20 protein-coding genes are annotated in these 21364 nt (G+C 35.4%); 17 read left to right on the forward strand and 3 right to left on the reverse strand.

Going from position 1 to position 21364, the window contains the following annotated elements:
• Nucleotides 1-40: 40 nt before the first annotated feature.
• A complete protein-coding gene (locus tag QWY86_RS17610; protein ID WP_290243998.1) occupies nucleotides 41-862 on the reverse strand; it encodes an SMP-30/gluconolactonase/LRE family protein in 822 nt (273 codons plus the stop codon).
• 230 nt (nucleotides 863-1092) lie between these two features.
• On the opposite strand from QWY86_RS17610, the gene QWY86_RS17615 reads away from it, so the two are divergent.
• Nucleotides 1093-1554 (forward strand): PA2169 family four-helix-bundle protein, encoded by a 462-nt coding sequence (locus QWY86_RS17615; RefSeq protein ID WP_290244000.1) that lies wholly within the window; start codon nucleotides 1093-1095, stop codon nucleotides 1552-1554.
• 149 nt (nucleotides 1555-1703) lie between these two features.
• On the opposite strand, the gene QWY86_RS17620 is transcribed toward QWY86_RS17615, so the two are convergent.
• Complete coding sequence (locus QWY86_RS17620; protein ID WP_290244002.1) at nucleotides 1704-2288, reverse strand: DUF4142 domain-containing protein; 585 nt, start codon at nucleotides 2286-2288, stop codon at nucleotides 1704-1706.
• A 209-nt stretch (nucleotides 2289-2497) separates the two neighbouring features.
• On the opposite strand from QWY86_RS17620, the gene QWY86_RS17625 reads away from it, so the two are divergent.
• The 8 genes from QWY86_RS17625 (at nucleotide 2498) to QWY86_RS17655 (ending at nucleotide 13046) form a co-directional block, all read left to right on the forward strand.
• Nucleotides 2498-4354 carry a 7TM diverse intracellular signaling domain-containing protein gene (locus QWY86_RS17625; protein ID WP_290244003.1) on the forward strand — a complete coding sequence of 619 codons (1857 nt, stop codon included), beginning with the start codon at nucleotides 2498-2500 and terminating at the stop codon, nucleotides 4352-4354.
• Between the two features lie 236 nt (nucleotides 4355-4590).
• The gene (locus tag QWY86_RS17630) at nucleotides 4591-7677 is read left to right on the forward strand and encodes a SusC/RagA family TonB-linked outer membrane protein (RefSeq protein WP_290244004.1); all 3087 of its coding nucleotides are present in this window, start codon (nucleotides 4591-4593) and stop codon (nucleotides 7675-7677) included.
• Nucleotides 7678-7688: 11 nt separating this feature from the next.
• A complete protein-coding gene (locus QWY86_RS17635) occupies nucleotides 7689-9563 on the forward strand; it encodes a RagB/SusD family nutrient uptake outer membrane protein (RefSeq protein ID WP_290244006.1) in 1875 nt (624 codons plus the stop codon).
• A 103-nt stretch (nucleotides 9564-9666) separates the two neighbouring features.
• Nucleotides 9667-9825: a hypothetical protein gene (locus QWY86_RS17640; RefSeq protein ID WP_290244008.1), complete on the forward strand. Its 159-nt coding sequence runs from the start codon at nucleotides 9667-9669 to the stop codon at nucleotides 9823-9825.
• Nucleotides 9786-9917 carry a hypothetical protein gene (locus tag QWY86_RS20175; protein WP_353958927.1) on the forward strand — a complete coding sequence of 44 codons (132 nt, stop codon included), beginning with the start codon at nucleotides 9786-9788 and terminating at the stop codon, nucleotides 9915-9917. Before QWY86_RS17640 ends, QWY86_RS20175 begins: the two co-directional genes overlap by 40 nt.
• Nucleotides 9918-9949: 32 nt before the next feature.
• A complete protein-coding gene (locus QWY86_RS17645; RefSeq protein WP_290244010.1) occupies nucleotides 9950-11134 on the forward strand; it encodes an alginate lyase family protein in 1185 nt (394 codons plus the stop codon).
• Between the two features lie 2 nt (nucleotides 11135-11136).
• On the forward strand, nucleotides 11137-12330 hold the full coding sequence (locus tag QWY86_RS17650; RefSeq protein WP_290244011.1) for a glycoside hydrolase family 88 protein: 1194 nt from the start codon (nucleotides 11137-11139) through the stop codon (nucleotides 12328-12330).
• A gap of 221 nt (nucleotides 12331-12551) precedes the next feature.
• On the forward strand, nucleotides 12552-13046 hold the full coding sequence (locus QWY86_RS17655; RefSeq protein ID WP_290244012.1) for a 2'-5' RNA ligase family protein: 495 nt from the start codon (nucleotides 12552-12554) through the stop codon (nucleotides 13044-13046).
• A 29-nt stretch (nucleotides 13047-13075) separates the two neighbouring features.
• On the opposite strand, the gene QWY86_RS17660 is transcribed toward QWY86_RS17655, so the two are convergent.
• Nucleotides 13076-13963, reverse strand: a complete 888-nt coding sequence (locus QWY86_RS17660) for a winged helix-turn-helix domain-containing protein (protein ID WP_290244013.1) — start codon at nucleotides 13961-13963, stop codon at nucleotides 13076-13078.
• A 199-nt stretch (nucleotides 13964-14162) separates the two neighbouring features.
• Between QWY86_RS17660 and QWY86_RS17665 the strand changes: the two genes are divergently transcribed.
• The 8 genes from QWY86_RS17665 (at nucleotide 14163) to QWY86_RS17700 (ending at nucleotide 21322) form a co-directional block, all read left to right on the forward strand.
• Nucleotides 14163-14777 (forward strand): HD domain-containing protein, encoded by a 615-nt coding sequence (locus QWY86_RS17665; RefSeq protein ID WP_290244015.1) that lies wholly within the window; start codon nucleotides 14163-14165, stop codon nucleotides 14775-14777.
• A 27-nt stretch (nucleotides 14778-14804) separates the two neighbouring features.
• Entirely contained in the window at nucleotides 14805-15482 is a 678-nt protein-coding gene (locus QWY86_RS17670; protein ID WP_290244017.1) for a response regulator transcription factor, read from the forward strand.
• Complete coding sequence (locus tag QWY86_RS17675) at nucleotides 15479-16729, forward strand: sensor histidine kinase (protein WP_290244019.1); 1251 nt, start codon at nucleotides 15479-15481, stop codon at nucleotides 16727-16729. Before QWY86_RS17670 ends, QWY86_RS17675 begins: the two co-directional genes overlap by 4 nt.
• 63 nt (nucleotides 16730-16792) lie before the next feature.
• Complete coding sequence (locus QWY86_RS17680) at nucleotides 16793-17191, forward strand: hypothetical protein (protein ID WP_290244020.1); 399 nt, start codon at nucleotides 16793-16795, stop codon at nucleotides 17189-17191.
• 9 nt (nucleotides 17192-17200) lie between these two features.
• Nucleotides 17201-17995: a phosphatase PAP2 family protein gene (locus tag QWY86_RS17685; protein WP_290244023.1), complete on the forward strand. Its 795-nt coding sequence runs from the start codon at nucleotides 17201-17203 to the stop codon at nucleotides 17993-17995.
• 49 nt (nucleotides 17996-18044) lie between these two features.
• Complete coding sequence (locus tag QWY86_RS17690) at nucleotides 18045-19526, forward strand: ArnT family glycosyltransferase (RefSeq protein WP_290244024.1); 1482 nt, start codon at nucleotides 18045-18047, stop codon at nucleotides 19524-19526.
• Nucleotides 19527-19659: 133 nt separating this feature from the next.
• Nucleotides 19660-20226, forward strand: coding sequence for an RNA polymerase sigma factor (locus QWY86_RS17695; RefSeq protein WP_290244026.1), 567 nt, complete (start codon nucleotides 19660-19662; stop codon nucleotides 20224-20226).
• A 100-nt stretch (nucleotides 20227-20326) separates the two neighbouring features.
• Nucleotides 20327-21322 carry a FecR family protein gene (locus QWY86_RS17700; RefSeq protein ID WP_290244027.1) on the forward strand — a complete coding sequence of 332 codons (996 nt, stop codon included), beginning with the start codon at nucleotides 20327-20329 and terminating at the stop codon, nucleotides 21320-21322.
• Nucleotides 21323-21364 lie beyond the last annotated feature (42 nt).

The following is a 21364-nucleotide window of genomic DNA, read 5'->3' on the forward strand; positions in this document are numbered from 1 at the left end:
TTATTATACTGAGTTAAATAAAGTTTATTTAAAATTAACCTTAATACAATTTGTAGGCAATAACTGCATTAGTATTAAAAGTTGGTACATATAGTGTTTTACTTCTTGGGTTATAACCAATATCGGCAGTATTCATTTTACCTTGTACATCTAAAATTTTGGTCTTCGTTCCATTTTGTTTAACATGGTAAATTATTCCCGCCCAACAGGATGCAATAAAATCTCCATTTGGGAGTAGCTCAAGGCCGTCTCCAGATTTTTCTAATCCTGTAGTTATAACACTTCGTTCCTTTTTTGAATTAAATTTTACCAATTCAGTTCCAGCCAAAACATATAGGTTGTTTTTAGCGTGCTTCAATCCATTTGCTGCAGTTACATTCTCCAGATAAACTTCACTTTTTCTATTTGAGATACGATGTATTTTATTCATTCTAGTGTCTGAAACATATAAAATACCTTTATCATCAATTGTAATGTCATTTAGAAAAACGGCATCTTGAATAGTTAAAGAATCTGTAACCTTACCCTTTTTAATGTCTATTGCCAACACTTTATTAATATCTGCCACATACAATACATTTTTGTGTAACGCCATACCTTTAGGTGCGTTCAAACCACTAATCCAAGAAGCATTTTTTAGGCTACCATCAAGATTTAAAATAGCGATGCCACCCTTACCATCTTTTTTGGCTGCCTCACCATCAATAAGTGAAACAAATAATGTTTTTGAATCTGCATCATACAAAACAGACTCTGGAACAGGTAACTTTTCTTCGGATTTCCATTCTTCCTGTAGGCTTTGCGCATTTGCATTGGAGAGAGAGATAATTGCTGTAAATAGTAACGCAAGGAAAATTTTCATTTGATGTTTAGATTATTGAAATGTGCCTTAATAAACATTTTATTTCTTGATTTGATTGGATTTAACTGTTTTTAAATTTGTCCAGGTAAAAATTCTAAATTATCGCACATCACTCCTTTACATATATACGAGATGTTAAAATACTTTTTCGAAGGCATAATCAACAAGGTTAGAAAATTTTAAAAACAATCCTTATCACGTGGTGTTTTCAATACAATCTATTAAAAATTATGGAAAATCAAGAAAGAACAACAGAAGTATTAAACGATTTAATTCAAATTAATAACGATCGTGCTGACGGTTTTGATAAAGCATCTGCTGATATCAAGGAAGAAAACATTGACTTGAAAGCAACATTTGAAAAATTATCTGATCAAAGCAGAAAAAATGTTACTGAATTAGCTGGTCTTGTTGGTAAACATGGTGAAAATCCTGACACAGGTAATACCATATTGGGCAGCCTTCATAGGGCATGGATTGATATTAAGGCAAGTTTTGGTGGCGACGACAGAACGAGTATTTTGGAAGAGTGCGAACGCGGTGAAGACGCCATTAAAAAGGCATATAAAGATGCACTTCAAGAAAATGAACTTGGCGAAGAAGTAAGAACAGTTTTACTTGATCAGCAACAAGGGATTAACCTAAGTCACGATGCGATTAAAGCTTTACGTGACGCTCACAAAGCAATTTAATCTTGAGATATTTATGATTAATAAAGAATGGGATTGTATAATCCCATTTTTTTTTGGCGAACAGCCATATTTTTTACATTAATTATGGAACATCCTTAAAAAAAGAAAACCCGGAATTTCCGGGTTTTCTTTTTTATCAAATATCGAAACTATTTCATCGATTTTTTTATCTGTTCGATTTTGTCTAAATGAGCTTTCACAACTGGTGCTGTTTTCGAAGCAAAGGCTTTTAAGTCAGCGTCTTCACCATCTTTAGCTTCTTTTTCCATTAAATCGTAGGTTGATTTATGACCATCTACCATAGCATCAACATAAGCTTTATCGAAATCCGAACCGCTTTTTTTACTTAAATCATCCATTTTCTTCTGATGTTCAGCATCTACAGTTGTTGGTAGGGTTATGTTTTTCATAGCTGCAATAGACATTAGTTCTGTATTTGCTTTTCCGTGGTCACTAACCATCATGGTAGCAAATTCCTTAACTGAGGCATTTGTGCTTTTTTCAAGTGCTAATTTGCCCATTTCTACTTCGGCCATGCCGCCAACTGCAGCAGTTGTTGCGAATTTAGAATCTTCTTCTGCAACTGCAATACCACCCGTCTCAGCCACATTAGAAGAGGTGTCTTTAGCCATGTTTAAACTATCGGCTGTGTCTTTGGCATCATTGTTTCCGCTACAAGCCTGCAATCCAATCGCAATGACAGGTATAGCCATCACATAAAATAACTTTTTCATAGTAAATGTTTTTTGTTGTTGATTATACAACCTTAAAAATGATTAAAGGTTTTAAGAATTTCAATCGATTGAAATTTGATTCAAGAATACATTGAACATTGTAAATAAAGAATTGAGGGCTTAAGTCTATCAATTTTTGTATAATGTATCAACTAACCATTATCCCATTGTTACATTACGTATTCAATCATCGAACTCAATTTCTGTTTTTGATAAAATCAAAAGCTATTGCCTATTTTATTTCATTTGTCTTTTTCACCTTAATCAGTGCTAAAATAAATGCTCAAATTCCACTTGCTATTGATGATGATGCGCCGCATCAGATTTTTACTTACAATCAAATAGATATACTTGAGGATAAATCAGGGAAGTTAAATCTTAAAGAAGTACTTAGTCATGAAAATCAAGCATTATTTAAGCCGAGTTTGAATAGAATACCAAAGAATGAAAATCATTCATCCACATATTGGTATCGGTTTAAAATTAATCATAATGCTTTATCCGCAAATAGGTGGGTGCTCGAATTTTTTGACCAATCTATAGCTGATTTAACTCTTTACACCCCAAATGGTAAGCAAGATTATCAGTCTCATGTGTTTGGTACAGGTTATAATTTTAGTAAAAGGGTATATCAACATAAAAATTTCACTTTCGATTTGATCAATAAAGCAGACGTTCAGCTTACTTATTATGTAAGAATTAAATCTCCACATTCTGTAAGTGCCATTATTGTGCTAAGAGATTTGCATTGGTTTGTGGGTTATGCCCTGGGCGAATATTTTATTTTCGGTCTTTTCTATGGAATGATTATCGTGTTTTGCCTATATAATTTACTAATGTATTTTGCGATTAAAGGAAAGCAATATCTTTTTTATGTGCTTTATAATCTAAGCATCGGACTTTATGAAATGTGTAATGATGGAATCGCATTTCAATATCTTTGGCCAAATTTTCCGCTATTAAATATTTATGGTTTTGGTGTTGCCTTGTTTTTAAGCAGCATTTTTGGGATGCTTTTCACCTTAAACTTTCTATTTATAAAAGCAAAATCTCCAGCCTATTATAAGGTAATTGTTGCTTTAATAGTTCTTCGAAGCTTATTTTTTATTGCTTGCTTATTTTACACCCCGCTATTTAATTTTAAAATAGTCGAATTTATTCCACTTTTAGTGGTATTTATGGCAGGTTTTGATGTATACAGGAAGGGGTACAAGCCTGCACTTTTTTTGATAATTGGCTACGGTTTCCTTGTTGCAGGCTTCAGCATAAAAATTTTGCTGCTTTTAAAGTGGCTACCTTATGGGCCGTTAGTTTACTACAGCCTGAGTATTTGCTTCGTTATAGAAATGGTAATAGTGTCTTTCGCCATTGGAAATAGTATCAGAACGCTTCGTAAAAAGAAAAGCGGGGCACAAAAAAGAGTTATTGAACAATTGAGGTTAAATGATAAACTTAATCAAACACTCAATGCCGAATTATCAATACTTGTAGAGCAGCGTACAGAAGAAATTCAAACCAAAGCACAAATTATTGAACAACAGAATCTGGAAATTTCTTTAATGAATTCTATGTTGAAAAAGGATAATAACGAACTTAACCTAAACATAACCCGAGCTACAAAAGCAAGGTTGAGTTCGAAAATGGTGGAATTTGAAGAGTTTAGCAGAATTTATCCTGATAAGGAACATTGTTATAAATATATTGCCGAATTAAAGTGGTCTGGTGGTTATTGCTGCAAACGTTGTACAAACCAACATTTTTTAACTGGCCAAACTATTTACAGCAGGAGATGTACCAAATGTGGCTATGATGAATCTGTAACGGCAAATACATTATTTCAAAACAGCAGAATTCCTATCAATAAAGCTTTGTACATGCTGTTTCTGGTTTGTAGCTCAAAGGGAACAATATCTTCCTACAAACTTTCCCAATTACTTTCTATTAGGCAAAGCACGTGCTGGACTTACAATTCTAAAATGCAAAAGTTGTTCAACCTTAAAAAGGATGAGATAAAAAAAGCAGGTGAAGAAGGATGGAGCAAATTGCTGCTAACAGAACCTATTTAACTAATGTTTTAGATATTTTTTCAGAAAAAAATAAATGTTTTTAAAGCGTATTAGTGATTATTTCACAATACGCTTTAATTGTATAGTTTGCATATATTCCATTATTTATCATTGCGGTTGAAACGTATTGCTTAGATTTATAACTGTCTATTTAACAGTTAGTTATGAGTTATTTTTCTTGCTATTTGTTTTCAAATAGAATAGGTTTGTGATTATAAATTTCTAAACCAAATAATATGAGAAAACAAATTACGCTACTTTTTAGCCTGGTTTGTTTTATGTTTTCGCTGGGGTATGCACAGCAGCTAAACATAAAAGGAACAATCAGGGACAAATCAGGAGCCGCCGTACCAGGGGTTTCCGTAAAAGTTAAAAATGCATCTTCAGGTGTATCTTCCGGTGGCGATGGTGAATATACCATATCAGCTGCTCCGCAGGCAATACTAATATTTTCTGCCGTTGGTTATGCAAGTCAGGAAATTCCGGTTAACAGGCGTACAACTTTAAATGTAACATTAGCTGAAGAATCTCAGGATTTGACAGATGTTGTTGTAATTGGATACGGAACGACAACCAAAAGAGATGCAACCGGTGCCATTTCAAGTGTAAAGGCAACCCAACTTGAAAATGAAAATCCACAGAGTTTATCTGATGTGCTGAGAGGCAATGTGCCGGGTTTATCGGTTGGTTTAAGCTCTAGTGCAAAGGGCGGTGGAGATTTCCTTGTTAGGGGAAAATCAACACTTTCTGCAGGTAGTTCGCCACTTATTGTTTTAGATGGCGTTATTTACAATGGACAACTGGCCGATATTAATCCAAATGATATTGAATCTGTAGATGTTTTAAAGGATGCCAGTTCTTTGGCAGTTTACGGTGCTAAAGCGGCCACAGGCGTTATTGCCGTAACCACCAAAAAAGGTAGGGGAGATATGCCAACAATTACCATAAATACCAATGCAGGTTTTGCCGAACTCGCCAAAAATATGCGTCCATATCAAGGGGAAGACTTTTTGAATTGGAGAGCAGATGTAATGAGGAGTGGCGCAATAACACCAGAATATTTATATAACGACCCAAGAAATTTGCCAACAGGCGTTTCCATCACACAATGGCTAAATGGACAAACCGGCGATCCGGTTGATTTATGGCTAAACAGACTTGGATTGGTTGCAAACGAAAAGGCAAACTATTTGGCTGGTAAAACCGAAAACTGGTATGATGATATCTTCAGAAAAGGCTTTCGTCAGGATCATACGCTTAGCCTTAGCGGGCGTAAACAGGAGGTTAACTATTATATGTCTTTAAATTATCAGAAAAACCAAAATCTGATAGAAGGTGGAGAGTACACGGCAATTCGTGGTCGTGTAAACCTGGAAGCAGAAGCAGCTAAGTTTCTGACTTTAGGCTTAAATCTTCAGTTTGCAGACCGGGATGAAGCACGCACAGGAGATGGTAGCTTAGAAGCCGATTGGAATCAGCTAACTAACCTATCTCCCTATGGCGACAGGTACCTACCTAATGGAGAATTACGTAGAATTCCTACTGATGACAGTGGGTTGAATGCAAGAAATCCATTCCTCGCAATGACGTACAATGAAAGGATGAATAAGCAAAACACAATTTTTGCAAGTCTTTATGGTAAAGTAAAATTACCATTTGGCATCACTTATCAGCTCAATTTTAGTCCGGGTTTAGATTTTTACAGAACTTTTGATTACCGTTCTTCCAGAAACCCTGATGTGGTTACACCAGGTGGTTCGGCTAGTCGTTCTAACGAAACCCGTTACAATTGGCAAATTGATAACCTCGTTAAATGGAATAAAACATTTGCAAGTATTCACAATGTGGATGTAACCTTACTTGCCAATGCAGAAAAATATCAAACCTGGTGGACACAGGCAGCAAATGAAGGTTTTGTGCCTGGCGATGTGTTGAGCTACCATAATTTATCAAGCGGTATTAAACCAACAACAAATAGTGAAGATAAGGTTTATACTGGTGATGCATTGATGGCAAGATTAAATTACACCCTTTTGCAACGTTATATTTTAACACTTTCCGCCAGAAGAGATGGTTACTCTGTATTTGGCTTTAACTTCAAAAGAGCAACATTTCCTGCTGCAGCTTTTGCCTGGGTATTTACCGATGAATCTTTTATGAAAGGCCAGAAATGGCTAGGTTATGGTAAACTTCGTGTTTCGTATGGCATAAATGGAAACCGTGATTTACGTAATCCAGATAACGGAACAGTTGACCCATATGCGGCGCTTGCACAATTAGCAAGTGGTAAATATCAAACCGTAACGCCAAGTGGTGTAGCATCCGATGTAAATACGGTACAAATTGGAAGTAAAATGGCAAACTCTAATTTGAAATGGGAAGAAACAACTGCATTAAACTTTGGATTAGATTTTTCAATTTTCAATGATAGAATAACCGGATCTATTGATGGTTTTACTAAAAAGACAAGCGATTTGTTGGTAAGACAAACTTTACCAAATGTTAGTGGCTATTCTACCGTTTATTCCAACCTTGCCCGTATTAATAATAAAGGAGGTGAATTTAACCTAACCACTAAAAACTTAACCGAAGGAAACATAAAATGGACCACCAACTTTAACGTTTCATTCAATCGGAATAAAATCATTGCACTTGCACTTCCAACCGATGATCCGGGTAATGGATGGTTTATTGGAAAGGATATCGACATCATCTGGGATTATAACGTTCAGGGTGTATGGCAAACAAATGAAATGGCAGAGGCAGCTAAATTTACCAGAGCAGCAATTAAAGCCGGAGATTTTAAATTAGAAGATGTAAATGGAGATTATAACTATTCTGATGCGGACAAGAAATTTTTGGGTTACCGTACACCCCGATATTTTCTGGCGATGAGGAACGAATTTAACATCTTTAAAAACTTCGATTTTTCATTTCAATTGCTTTCAAATTGGGGGCAATTAAAACAATACAATCAGGCTAAAAACCAACCGGGTAGTGTAGGTTTTGCAAGAGCTTCATCTTATGTTTTACCTTATTGGACACCAAACAACCCAATTAATGATTACGCAAGGCTAAATTCAGGTTCAAGCGGTACAAGCTACAATCTTTATTGGGATAATTCCTTTATCCGCCTAAATACTGTTGCACTTTCTTATTCAGTTCCTCAAAATTTGCTGGGTAAACTTAGGGTTAAAACGGCCAAAATTTATGCAAACGTAACCAATGCTGGTTATTATGCTCCTCAATGGACTTTCTGGGACCCTCAGAACAATGGGCCAACACCGAGATTTTATACTTTAGGCCTCAATGTTACATTATAAGCATTACGAAAATGAAAAAATTAAACAAAAATATATTAGTATTTCTAGGATTTATTGGGCTAATTACAACAGCTGGCTGCAAAAAAACTTATTTAGATTCTGAGCAACTGTCTGCTTATGCTCCTGAAAATCTAAACAGTTTGGTTGCAATGAAGGCCGCATTAAACGGATTAGGATTGGCAACCAGAAGGGAGTTCTTCGGCGATTCGGCCCCCATGTTAACTGAATCAATTTTTTCTGATGTGGCTGTTGAAGGTACCACAGATAAAAATACACCTGCACAAGATTTAGTTTCCAGAATTACGCCTGATGCAAATTTGAATAGTGATGATTTTAATAAAATAGGATGGTATTGGGACAATGAATTCATCGCTGTTAGGCAAGCAAATACCATAATTTCTAATATTGATAAGCCAACTTATTCATCTGAAGCAGAAAAAAATCTAATTCTGGGTTCAGCGCTTTTTTATCGAGCTTACAACTACTATAGATTAGTTCATCAGTTTGGAGATGTGCCATTATTGTTAAAGGATTTGGATTCGCCAAGGGCTGATTTTTATTCTACCAAACGGGAGGTAATTTTGGCCAAACTTAAAGCAGATTTAGAATTTGCCCAGAATTGGGTAACTGATGGCGGTAATAAAGGCGATGTAAGCAAAGGCGCAGTTAGTCATTTATTAACAAAAGTTAACCTGGCTTTAGCCAATTTTGATGATGCAATTACTTCTGCAAATAATGTAATAAATGGCGGGAGATATGGAATTATGACCACTCGTTTTGGTAGTACAGCAGCCGATGCGACAAAGAATGTAGTTTGGGATTTACATCGGATGGATAATAAATCTTTAGCCGCTAACAGAGAAGCCCTTTTCTTGGTTATTGATAGGGAAAATTTTGTTGGTTTCACAGCAAACGGTTCTCAATTAATGAGAAATACAGTGCCAGCCTGGCATTTCGCAAATGTAAAAACGCCTTCTGGAGCAACCGCAATTGTTGATGCGGTAACAGCGGAAATTCCTTTAACTAGAATGTATGGTAGAGGTATTGGCCGTTACAGAGGTACGCCTTACTCAACAAAATACATTTGGACTGATAATACAGATTATCGCCATGCAAAAGGAATGTGGATGGATATGACCGATTTAGTTTACAATAATCCGGCACTTAAAACCTCTACAAACGCTGCAGATAGAGCACTTTACGGACAACCATTACAACAATATTCATCATCAAATCTTTCTCAGAGATTTACAAACGGAGCGCTTGATACCATCAGACACTGGTTTGGATGGCCACATTACAAGGTATTTATCAACTCGACTAACGCACTGGCTAACGATCCTTACTGGACTCCGCCACGCGGTACAAATACAGATTGGTATGTGTTTCGCCTTGCCGAAACTTATTTGCTTCGAGCCGAAGCTTACTACTGGAAAGGCGATTTAGGCCTTGCTATGGCTGATTTAAATGTGGTGAGGGCGAGGGCAAATGCAACGCTATTTACAAATGCCAGCCAAATTAATATCGGAACAATACTCGATGAAAGAGCAAGGGAGCTTTATTGGGAAGAACCACGTAAAACAGAGTTAACCAGAATTGCTTACATTTTTGCACAAACCGGAAAAGCGGCATATAATGGTAAAAGTTATAATATGGCAACTTTCTCTGATAATAATTTTATGTACGATAGAATAATAGAGAAAAATGATTTTTACAAAAATCAGGTACCAACATTACAGGGTGTAAATTATAAAATAGCACCTTTTCATGTGTTATGGCCTATTCCTGCAAGTGCACAAAGGTTTAATACCGAAGGTAGAATAAATCAGAATAAAGGATATGCAGGTTTTGAGCAAAATGTTCCGGCGCTTGATAAGTTACCTTAATAAAATTGAAGAAAAATAGCGTATGCTCATGCGAGCCATTGTTTAGTTGTTTAAGCAATCCCATAAAAATGGGATTGCTAATTTTTTGAATAATTCAAAAGTTATGGAAAAATATCTTGTCTTAAAAGATAAAGCTGCCTCTATGCGGAGGCCTTATAAGGAAACCAAAGGTTTACAATCGCTGATTTCGAAACCTGGAGAAGTAAGCAGATTACTTTTGAAATCGATAAAGAAAAGCTATCTTTCTTTAATTCAAAATTAGAAAGGATAACCGAAGCTGAGCAATATAAAGTAATGATTGGAACAGCATCAGATAACATTAAACTTTCATTAAATTTTGTATTTGAAAATTAGCCAGATATAATTCAAATTTTAGGAATTATTTTATGAGAAAAAATATTTTAATATACATTTTGATTCTGCTAGGGCTATCTTCAACAGGTTTCTCTGTAACTAAAAATCGGCAGACCGTTGCTGTAAAAAAAGTGGTTCAAAATGTTTTAAAAAAACAAATATTAGCAGATGCAGCCTGGGCAATGAAACAAAAGCCCATTACGGTTACCGCTCATTATTCTTCCAGAAGCGCAGGCGGAATACATGATTTTTTTTCTGAAGCGGATTATTTTTGGCCTGACCCACAAAATCCTGATGGACCGTACATTAACAGAGATGGCATGACTAACCCTGATAATTTCATCGAACACCGAAAAGCCATGATTCGTTTTAGTAAAATTATTGGCGCACTTTCGTCAGCTTATATTCTAACAGGAAAAGATATTTATATAAAGCATGCAGTTTCGCATTTAAAAGCATGGTTTGTTGATTCAAAAACCCTGATGAATCCAAGTTTACTTTTTGCACAAGCTGTTAAAGGTCGTTTTACGGGGCGCAATTATGGTATTATCGATACTATTCATTTAATGGAGGTAGCACAAGGAACATTAGTTATGGAAAAATCAAATGCTTTTGATAAGGAAACATTAACTACTGTAAAAAAATGGTTTTCTGACTATATCCTGTGGTTAAATACATCAAAGCCAGGCATACAAGAGAAAACAGTTAAAAATAATCATGCAACCTGCTGGGCAATGCAAGTAGCATCTTTTGCAAAATTATGTGGAGATGAAAACATGCTTGATTCTATTAGAAATAACTTTAGAAATAATTTGCTACCAAATCAAATGGCTGTAGATGGAAGCTTTCCACTTGAGATGGCTCGTACTAAACCTTATGGTTATGCTATTTTTAATTTGGATGCAATGACAATGCTTTGCCATATATTATCAACAGAAAAAGAAAACCTCTGGAAGTTTGAAACTTCAGATGGAAAATCAATAAAAAAGGGGATAGAATTTTTATATCCCTTTATTACAGATAAAAGCAAATGGACATTAAAGCCAGATGTAATGTATTGGAACAATTGGCCAGTTGCACAGCCGTTTCTTGTTTTCGGTGCAAAAGCGTATGGTGCACAAAACTGGCTTAAAACCTGGAAAAATTTAGATCATAAACCTCAGGTAGAAGAGGTTATCAGAAATATGCCTATCCGAAATCCCTTAATATGGTTATAATTATGAAACAAAAAATTAAAATATTGTTACTGATAATGCTGTGCGGTAGTGTAGCGCAGGCGCAAAAAAACAATATTAAAAAAGCGTTTGCTTCCGCAGAAAAACAAATGGAAGTACTGATTAAAAATGTAGATTCTGCAAGAAAAATTAAACCAAATTTGGTTTCGCCCAGAACGGTAGAAAACGGACAGTTTAAAATGGTTAACTCCAGAGATTGGACGAGTGGTTTTTTTGCGGCAGAACTTTGGTATTTGTATGCTTATACCAAAAATGAAAAGTGGCTAAATCTTGCTAAAAAATATACAGAGGATGTTAAAAAAGAGCAATTTAATAAAGGTACACACGATTTAGGTTTTATGATTTATTGTCCGTTTGGTAATGGCTATAAATTAACGAATGATACCGCTTATCGAGGTGTAATTGTTCAGGCGGCAAAGTCACTTTCTACAAGATTTAACCAAACTTCAGGCGTAATAAAATCTTGGGACCATAATGGAGATAAATGGAAATTTCCGGTAATAATTGATAATATGATGAACCTTGAACTGCTTTTCGAGGCTACAAAATTTACCGGAGATTCTTCATTCTATAAAATTGCAATTAGTCATGCAGATAATACTATAAAAAACCATTTCAGACCAGATTTTAGTTCATACCATGTGATAGATTACGACACAACGCAGTATGGAAAAGTACGCCAAAAGGTTACTGCGCAAGGTTATGCAAATGAATCTTCATGGGCTCGTGGGCAAGCCTGGGCATTGTATGGGTATACGATGTGCTTCCGGGAAACTAAAAAACAGACTTACTTAAATCAAGCTGATGGAATTGCTGCATTTATTTTAGACTCTAAAATAACGCCAAAGGATGGTGTTCCATATTGGGATTATAATGACCCATTAATACCCAATACATCAAGAGATGCTTCTGCTGCTGCCATAACGGCTTCGGCACTTTATGAGCTGGCTGAATATAGTGCTAATGCTAAAAAATACCGTGCGGCTGCCGATAAAATTTTAAATTCTTTAGCTTCTGGGTACACCAATAACACTGGAGAAAATTATGGTTTTCTGTTAAAACATAGTACAGGTCATCGCCCTGTTAAATCAGAAATTGATGTACCAATAAATTACGCTGATTATTATTATTTGGAAGCACTTTTTCGGAGCAACAATAACTCAATAAAATTGAACTGATAAATTGCTTTTTTCCGTTGAGTTGTTTAAAGTTGACTGGTTTATTATGAATTGATTGCGTTTGGTTGTCCTTGTCGTTTTCGAATAAAGTTTCGAACGTAGTATGGATTAATGATTAATAAAAAGTACTCAAACAGGCACTTCAAACTAATTAGAGGTGCTTGTTTGTTTTAACTCGATGGTAATTTAAACAAATCGGCCCCTTAATTCGTTAATTTGTTATGAAAACTTGTATCCTCACTGCCAGATTAGATGAAGTGAGTCAAAACTTCTTTAATGAGATGCGGGATCAATATTTTCCTAAAGAACGAAATCTACTTAAAGCTCATTTAACCCTTTTCCATAAACTTCCAGATACTTTATCCAACCAAAAAATTCTTCAATCGATAAAAGAAAATGTTTTTAAAGTGAACGTAACTTCATTAAAAAGCATCGGTAATGGACTTGCTTATTTTATTGAAAGTGATGAACTAAATAAATTACATGCTTACCTTCAAAAAGCCTTTGATAGCCAACTTATTTTGCAGGATAAGCAAGGTTTTCGTCCGCATATTACCATACAAAATAAAGTTACAGCAGAAGAGGCAAGAGAATTATTAAAACATCTTAAACCAACTTTTCAGCCATTTCAAATAAGTCTTGAAGGTCTTGACTTGTGGCATTATTTAGACGGACCATGGCAGCATTATCAATATTATCCTTTTGCTAAATTGTAGTGCGTTGTTTTTTAGTGGATTAAGAAAATTTATTCTCCATTGATTTGAAGCTTATACCCGATTCCGCGTATCACCGAGATTTTAATTTGAGTATCAATTTCAAGTTTTTTTCTAAGTTTTGATATAAACATGTCCAAACTTCTACCTACAATAACGCCTTCATCCTCCCAAATCTCTTTTTGTAGTCGGCTCCGCTCTATGGTTTCGTTAGGTGCAGCTGCGAAGATGAGTAGTACACGCGTTTCGGTTGCAGTTAATTCTATTGCTCTTTCATCTACAATAAGCTTTCGATTTTTAGCATCAAACAATACAGAACCCAATGTAAAAGTATGGGGTTGTGGTTCATTAGGTAAAGTTTGTCCAGATTTATTCGATTTCAGAAAAATAAATCCAAATATGGCTAAAAGAGGTAAACTGCCAAAAAGATAGCTATTTTTAGCAATACCCGTTGTTTTGAATTTAATATTGATTATGTAAGGTGCTGATGGTTGTTTCCTACCTATGCAAGATACAATATCATCCCTTTTATCTCCCGATATTGCAAATCCGTAAGTTACGCTAGCATTGTTTCTATTTAAAACATTAACAATATAATCGGTTGCGAATGGATCTTTAGATAACAATCTTTTTGTTGTATTTACCAAAGAACCCGGCTGAAATGTAAGTTCATTCTCAAACTTGATTTGATATTCATTATCAGCAATCTTTTCAATCGGAAGTACTCTCGATTTACCATCTCCGGATTGTAGAAGCAATTCATGTCCGATTCTCCGGAGCAAAACTTCCCTTCTCGCAATTGCAAAATCATCAACATCGCTTGCACTGATTGCTACACACATTGCTGAAATAAACAAAAGTATCATTAAACCAATAAAGTACTTGCCTTTACCAGATAGGAGATTCTGGAAGTTTAACATGTTTTTGAAATTTTATTTACAAAGTTTACAATTTTATTTTCAATCCCGGCTTTTTTTGACCAGAAAAATATCAAAGTAATTTCACTAAATCGAAATAAGGATAATACTTATTTTCTGGTGCCTGTTGGCATTGTTGTAAATTGTTGTCAGTTCTTTCGAATCTCTTTCTACAGTTTTCCTCCAGAATTTGCCTTTAATATTGAAAAAAAATATAGATATGGAGGCGTATTCTGATGTGTTGTTAACCAGGGTAGAAAAATTTGTTGTTGAGCATTTTAAAAAGCTTGATAATGACTTCCAATTCCATAATCTTGAGCATACTTTGCTGGTTGTAGAGGCTGCTAAGCTTATTGGGCGGGCAGCTGGCTTAACCAATGATGAAAGGTTTTTGCTTATTATTGCTGCTTTTTTACATGATGTTGGTTATGTAGAAAAATACATTGGTCATGAAGAGCGAAGTGCGATTATAGCCAAAGATTTTTTAAGCACTAATGGCTTATCGGCGGAACAAATAAAGATTATTGTTGGTTGTATTTTGGCGACAAGGCTGCCGCAACATCCTGTTAATTTGCTGGAACAGGTTATTTGCGATGCTGATTTTTATCATTTTTCGATGGTTGATTATCCTGCCTTTGCGCTTAAACTTAAAGAAGAATGGGCATTAAAGCTTGGCAAGATTTACAACAAACAAGAATGGGAAACTATAAATCTTCAATTCCTCGAAGAGCATCGTTATTTTACTGCCTTCGGACAAAAAATACTGCAGAAAAATAAAGATAAAAACATAGCAAAACTTGCTAAGCAAATAAGTTAAGTTAATACAGAATTACTATTTTACATTATGAAAATATTGGTGATTGAAGATGAGCAGGCTTTGTACGAAAGTATTTTGGCTTATTTTACCGGTGAGGGAAATTTGTGCGAACATGCAGCAGATTTTAACTCGGCGAGTGAAAAGATTGAGCTATACAGTTACGACTGCATCTTACTAGACCTTGGATTACCTGGAGGAGAAGGATTGGAGTTATTAACCCGGCTTAAAAAACTTAATAAACGCGATGGTGTGCTGATTATATCTGCTCGTCATTCGTTGGATGACAGACTTTCCGGACTTGATTTAGGTGCTGATGATTACCTGGTTAAACCATTTCACCTTTCAGAATTAAAAGCTAGGGTAAGTGCAATTGTAAGGCGTAAAAACTTTGATGGCGATAATATTATCCGTTTCCAGGAAATTAGTATTGATGTATCTGCAATGAAGGTTATGGTAAATGAAAAACCGGTTATCCTCACTAAAAAAGAATACGATTTGCTTGTCTATTTCTTATCGAATAAAAATAAGGTGGTTACGAAAAATGCAATGGCCGAACACCTTTGGGGCGATGAAATGGATTTGTCTGACGACTTCGATTTTATCTATACGCATGTGAAAAACCTAAAGAAAAAGTTGGCCGAGGCCGGAGCTAAGGATTATCTTAAGTCGGTTTATGGTATTGGTTATAAGTTCACAGCGGTATGAAATTATCATCAAAATATAACCGGGTAAATATTGCGGCATCAGTAATTGTGCTGATTATTACAGGCTTTATTTATTATCTGGTGATTCACTTAATCTTAACAAACAAGTTGGATAAGGATTTAGAAGTTGAGGAAAATGAGATTAGGCACTATACCCAAACATTTCAAAAACTCCCGCTTCCAGGTATTTTTCTCGAGCAGCAAATTTCTTACCGACATTTAGCCTCTGCATCGATTGTTAAAAGGGAATTTAGCAATGTCAATTATTTCAATTCGGAAGAAAATGAATTAGAGCCAGGACGTAGATTGGTTACCTCACTTCGTTTAAAAAATGAGGTGATTGAAGTCACCATTATTAAATCTAAAGTAGAATCAGAAGATTTATTGAGGGTGATTTTAATAATTACTTTAGGGGTTACAGCCATTTTGCTAGGTTCGCTTTTTTTAATAAACCGATTTGTTTTAAACAGACTCTGGCAGCCGTTTTACCAGGTGCTTAAACACATGAAAACTTTCGAGGTTAGCAGAATGGAAAATATTAGGCAAGAGCCAACCAATATTGATGAATTTATTGAGCTTAACCAATCTGTTAATTCAATGGCCGAGCGAGTAAAAAAAGACTACAAAGAGCTCAAGAGTTTTACAGATAATGCTTCTCATGAAATGATGACCCCCCTGGCCGTTATCAATTCCAAGCTTGATTCTTTACTGCAAACAGATGCATTTACTGAACAACAAGGAACACTTTTGGAAGATATTTACCAGGCAACAGGCAGACTTTCAAGGCTTCATCAATCATTGTTATTGCTGGCGAAAATTGAGAATAATTTAATACCCGATGTGCAGGAAGTAGATATAAAAGAGCTTCTGGAATCGAAGAAAAGGCAATTTCAAGAGCTTTTTGAACGAGATGGATTAAAGGTTGAAGCGAAACTGGAAAACAAAACTGTTGTTATGAGTCGTTACCTTGCCGATATACTTTTAAATAATCTTTTTAGCAATGCAGTTAGGCATAACATTCCAAATGGTAAAATAATCATTGATTTATCTGAATCTGCACTCACAATTTCTAACACCGGAAAAGATAACAACATAAAAGACAGGCTTTTTGATAGATTTTCTAAATCAGGTGAATCAGAAGGCATGGGTCTTGGTTTGGCGATTTCCAAGCAAGTATGTAACCTTTATGGCTATCAGATTACTTATTCCAAAGAAGAGGATAAACATATTTTTAAAATTCTTTTCTAAAAAGCTACTAACTTCAGAATTACTACATATTTGCCTTATAGTTTTGATTAAAAAATTAAGACTATGAAAAAGATTTTAGGAATTTTTGTACTTATGGGCGGCGTTGTTGCGGTTTCATTTGCGCAAAAGGTTGCAGATGCAAAGGTACCTGCTGCAGTTAAAGCTGCTTTTGCAAAAAATCATCCAGGCCTAAAAGCAAAATGGGAAATGGAAAAGCAGAACTACGAAGCAGAATTTACATCAAAAGGTATCGAAACTTCAGAAGTTTATGCGGCATCTGGTTCTTTAATGGAAACTGAAGTTTCAATTAAATCAACAGAACTTCCGACAGCTGTATTGGCAAAATTAAAAGGAATGAAAATTGCCGAAACAGCAAAAATTACCAAAGCCGATGGAACAGTACAATACGAAGCGGAAGTAAAAGAAAGGATTTATTATTTGATGCCAAGGGTAATCCTGTAAAGCTTTAGTATGCTAAAAATCGTCCCTTTAATGTTGTTGTTTTTTGCAGCAACATTATCTTCAAATGCACAAGAAGCTGATTTATTACACCATATAATAACCATTGATACTACAAGCAATTGGTATGCAGGAAATGTAGTCCAAAAAAAGAAGTTTAAAGTTGCTTCTTTCATTGTGCCTGCTGTTTTGGCTGGGTATGGTTTTGCAGCGGTTTACGATAAAGGTGCGCTCAATCAGCTTGATATGAGTACAAAAGCTGAATTGCAGGAAGACCATCCCTTATTTGCGGCACACGTTGACGATTCCATGCAATTTGCGCCTGCGGCTGCGGTTTATGCTTTAAATCTATCTGGCGTTAAGGGAAAGCACAACCTTTTTGATGCGAGTATGCTCTACCTTACATCAGCAGCCGTGATGGGCTTATCAACACATTTTGTTAAACAGGGTATTGGCAGAATGCGGCCAAATAATAATGGCAATAATTCCTTTCCTTCTGGTCATACCGCTTCAGCTTTTATGGCTGCGGAGTTTTTGCATCAGGAATATAAAGATGTTAATCCATGGATTGGTTATGCAGGCTATTTTGTAGCCACTACCACGGGTACTTTAAGAATGTACAACAATAAGCATTGGTTTAGTGATGTAGTAGCCGGGGCCGGATTTGGAATTGCCTCCACGAAGATTGCTTATTTGGTTTACCCATACATAAAGCAGGTTTTTAACAAGAAGCAAACTTCAAAATTTACAGTGATGCCTTATTACCAACCGAGAGGAGCGGGTTTGATGCTTTCTGGCAGACTTTAGTTTGTAATTATTTCCATCCTCATCATCTCTATCAAATAAATCATCATCGATGAACATCTTCAACAGGATACAACTTTCCATTGGAAAACGCACAATTTACATGCTGATTGGCATTATATTCATTCGTTTTCTTTCCATTTGGATAATGGGACCGATGCCTCAGGATGCCTATTATTTCTTTTATTCGCAACACCCTAGTCTATCTTACTTCGACCATCCACCAGCAATTGCATACCTTTTATGGTTATTTACAACTGTCTTAGGTAAAAATGTATTTGCCATAAAATTAGCGGATTCCTTTTTAACAGCATTAACTTGTATTGCCGTTTACAAATTGAGTATCCGAATTTTTCCCAAATATGAAACCGAAAAAGTGATGATTCTTTTTTTGACTACGCTTATGGTCAGCATACTTTCATTGGTTTCTACTCCGGATACGCCCTTACTCTTCTTTTGGACGGTTTCACTAATTGCATTATACAAGGCAATATTTAATCACCAGAAAAAATATTGGCTTATTGCAGGAGTTTTGATGGGTTTGGCATTTGATAGTAAATATACGGCTGTTTTTCTTCCGGCAGGTATGCTGCTTTTTTTGTTTTTATCAGCCACTCATCGTAAATACCTGTTAAGCATTTGGCCTTGGCTAAGCTGTTTAATTATGGTTTTGGTTTCCTCGCCAGTTATTATTTGGAATGTGCAAAACCACTTTGCATCATTTGCTTTTCAAAGCAGTAAACGGATGCAGGATGCAGCGGCCCTAAATTTCAAGCCACAACTATTTTTTGGCTTTTTAGGGCATCAACTGGCGCTGCTAATTCCGATAGTTTTTATAGCAGTTATTGTTTCTGTAGTTAAATTGACAAGTAAATATGTATCCAAAAAACTGGAAATAACAGCGAGTGGTATTTTTCTACTATCGTTTTTTCTGCCAATTTTTTTAACCTTTCAGCTACTTTCGCCAATTTATTGGGTTAAAATAAATTGGATGATACCATCTTATATTACCGGAATATTATTGGCGGGAAGTATGATCGATAAAAAGTGGCTTAAAATGCAAGTCATCCTTTCATTTATCGTTCATTTTGGGTTACTGCTGGAGTTGATATTTTATCCATTTCAAATAAAATCTGATGATACCTGGGTAGGATGGAAGTCGCTATTAGAAAAAACAAATTTACTTAAGAACAAATATAAGGCAGGCTTTATTTTTTCTGCTGATAGTTATAAGACCACGGCAGAACTGAATCTTTACAGCGATTCATTTATATATGGCCAAAATGTTATTGGGCAGCATGCCTTGCACTTTGATTTTATTGGTACAGATTTATCGGTTTTGAAAGGAAAGGATGCAATTTTTATAGATTCTGATCCTAAATTTAAAGATGTAAATAAGGAGGCTATTTCTAATGATTCGTTGAAGCCTTATTTCAATTCTGTAATGCAGTTAAGGCCAATTATTGTTGAAGCAAATTCACGCCCGGTTCGTAAGTTTTATGTGTATTTGTGTAAAGGTTATAAATTTCGATAAATAAGATAAGAGTGCAGTCTTGAAACAGAATTTGCCTGGCAGCTTAAATTTAACGATGCTTGGTTGCATTACTATTTTTTTTAACTTTATTTTAATCGCACTTTAACAGGTGAACTTTAGCTTTGTTTTAACTATGAGCACGAACCAAACTGAAGATTTTGAGCTTTTATTGCAGTTGAGTAATGATGATGAAAAAGCATTTGATCAATTGTTTGCCAAGTATTATCCGGGTTTAATAAGGTTTTGCAAATCGCTGCTTCAATCATCAGATGGCGAAGCAGAAGATTTTGTGCAGGATGTTTTTGTTAAACTTTGGCAAGGCCGAAAGACGCGATCTATACACACCGCATTAAATTCCTTTTTATACACTTCGGTTAAAAATAAAGTTTACGATCATTTCCGAAAAAACAAGATTCGTGCTTTTGTTTCAGTTGATTTTATTGAGGATAAGCCGATAGAAAATTATCAAAGTCCGGATCAGGTGCTGATGTATAAGGAACTCCATCTGGATATTCACCAAATGATTGCCTTATTGCCCGAAAGAACTGAACTCGTATTTAGAATGAACCGACATGACCATCTTTCTTACGAAGAAATAGCAAAAATGCTCGGCATTTCCCTAAATTCGGTTAAAACTCACATGTATCGAGCTTTAAAATTCCTGAAAGAAAACTTTCGTCATTACAATTCCCCTTCTTAATGTTAAGTAATTGTTAATCATATTACTTTTTTGTTAAATGTAATTAATCTTGTAAGGATGTGATTATACTTTTTCGTCTTCCTTTTAAATACAACAGACATTGGAAGAAAAAGAAATTTATTTATTAATTACACGATACCTGCAAAAGCAAACAACTACAGAAGAAAACGAAGTTCTCGCAGATTGGATTACAGATTCTGCAAAGAATGAGCAAACTTTTGAGGAGATTAAACTAACCTGGCAATACACTGTTTTTTCCAAAACGGAAGAAAGTGCCGATGCCCTTACAAGATTAAAATCAAGAATAAAACTTCATGAAGAGGAGAATATCGCAATCAAGAAACTGAATCCTTTTATGTGGAAAATGGTTGCAGCAAGTCTTGCCGCCATATTCATCGTTTCTTTTGGTCTTTACTATTTTTTGAAGCCTTCTCACGCAGCTAAAACCGAAATACTTATGGTAAGCACACGTTCAGGGGAAATGAAAAACATAACCTTAACTGATGGAACCAAAATATCGGTGGGGCCAAAAAGTATATTGCGCTATCCTGCAGTTTCTGTTGGTAATGAACGAAATCTAGAATTAGATGGTGAGGCTTACTTTGAAGTTAGTAAAAATCCGCACAAACCCTTCCGCGTTAAAACTGCCGATTTAATTGTAAAAGTATTAGGAACGCATTTTAATGTTAATGCCAAAAAGAACCAAAAAGTAACAACCGTATCACTTCTGGAAGGCAAAGTTGAAGTTAACCTTAATGGTGACAAAGATGATGCTTATTTGCTAAAGCCTGGTCAGGAACTTTCTTTTGACAGGAGCAGTCTTCGTATGTTTCAACGTAGCCTTGACAGTGTAAATGTGTTGGGCTGGATGACTAAAACGCTCACTTTTAGTAATGAAAAATTGAGCGATGCTGCAGTTAAAATAGAAAATATGTATGGTGTTAAAATCATCTTTGCCGACCAAGCCACAGCCGATACACGCATTTATGCACAGTTTAAGGGCGATAAATTGGAAGATGTACTTACGATTATTTGCGCACCAGGAAATTTAGAATATCGTAAACAAGGAAATAAAATTTACATAAACGCTAAGTAATGAAATAGAAAGAAAAGAATTAAGACTGTGTTAAGCATAGTC

Source organism: Pedobacter aquatilis (assembly GCF_030409415.1).
GTDB classification, from domain to species: domain Bacteria; phylum Bacteroidota; class Bacteroidia; order Sphingobacteriales; family Sphingobacteriaceae; genus Pedobacter; species Pedobacter aquatilis.

Bases quoted from the DNA above. Each gene is read 5' to 3' on its own strand.
- QWY86_RS17610 (WP_290243998.1), bottom strand. From the start codon at position 862: ATGAAAATTTTCCTTGCGTTACTATTTACAGCAATTATCTCTCTCTCC.
- QWY86_RS17615 (WP_290244000.1), top strand. From the start codon at position 1,093: ATGGAAAATCAAGAAAGAACAACAGAAGTATTAAACGATTTAATTCAA.
- QWY86_RS17620 (WP_290244002.1), bottom strand. From the start codon at position 2,288: ATGAAAAAGTTATTTTATGTGATGGCTATACCTGTCATTGCGATTGGA.
- QWY86_RS17630 (WP_290244004.1), top strand. From the start codon at position 4,591: ATGAGAAAACAAATTACGCTACTTTTTAGCCTGGTTTGTTTTATGTTT.
- QWY86_RS17635 (WP_290244006.1), top strand. From the start codon at position 7,689: ATGAAAAAATTAAACAAAAATATATTAGTATTTCTAGGATTTATTGGG.
- QWY86_RS17640 (WP_290244008.1), top strand. From the start codon at position 9,667: ATGGAAAAATATCTTGTCTTAAAAGATAAAGCTGCCTCTATGCGGAGG.
- QWY86_RS17645 (WP_290244010.1), top strand. From the start codon at position 9,950: ATGAGAAAAAATATTTTAATATACATTTTGATTCTGCTAGGGCTATCT.
- QWY86_RS17650 (WP_290244011.1), top strand. From the start codon at position 11,137: ATGAAACAAAAAATTAAAATATTGTTACTGATAATGCTGTGCGGTAGT.
- QWY86_RS17655 (WP_290244012.1), top strand. From the start codon at position 12,552: ATGAAAACTTGTATCCTCACTGCCAGATTAGATGAAGTGAGTCAAAAC.
- QWY86_RS17660 (WP_290244013.1), bottom strand. From the start codon at position 13,963: ATGTTAAACTTCCAGAATCTCCTATCTGGTAAAGGCAAGTACTTTATT.
- QWY86_RS17670 (WP_290244017.1), top strand. From the start codon at position 14,805: ATGAAAATATTGGTGATTGAAGATGAGCAGGCTTTGTACGAAAGTATT.
- QWY86_RS17675 (WP_290244019.1), top strand. From the start codon at position 15,479: ATGAAATTATCATCAAAATATAACCGGGTAAATATTGCGGCATCAGTA.
- QWY86_RS17680 (WP_290244020.1), top strand. From the start codon at position 16,793: ATGAAAAAGATTTTAGGAATTTTTGTACTTATGGGCGGCGTTGTTGCG.
- QWY86_RS17685 (WP_290244023.1), top strand. From the start codon at position 17,201: ATGCTAAAAATCGTCCCTTTAATGTTGTTGTTTTTTGCAGCAACATTA.
- QWY86_RS17690 (WP_290244024.1), top strand. From the start codon at position 18,045: ATGAACATCTTCAACAGGATACAACTTTCCATTGGAAAACGCACAATT.
- QWY86_RS17695 (WP_290244026.1), top strand. From the start codon at position 19,660: ATGAGCACGAACCAAACTGAAGATTTTGAGCTTTTATTGCAGTTGAGT.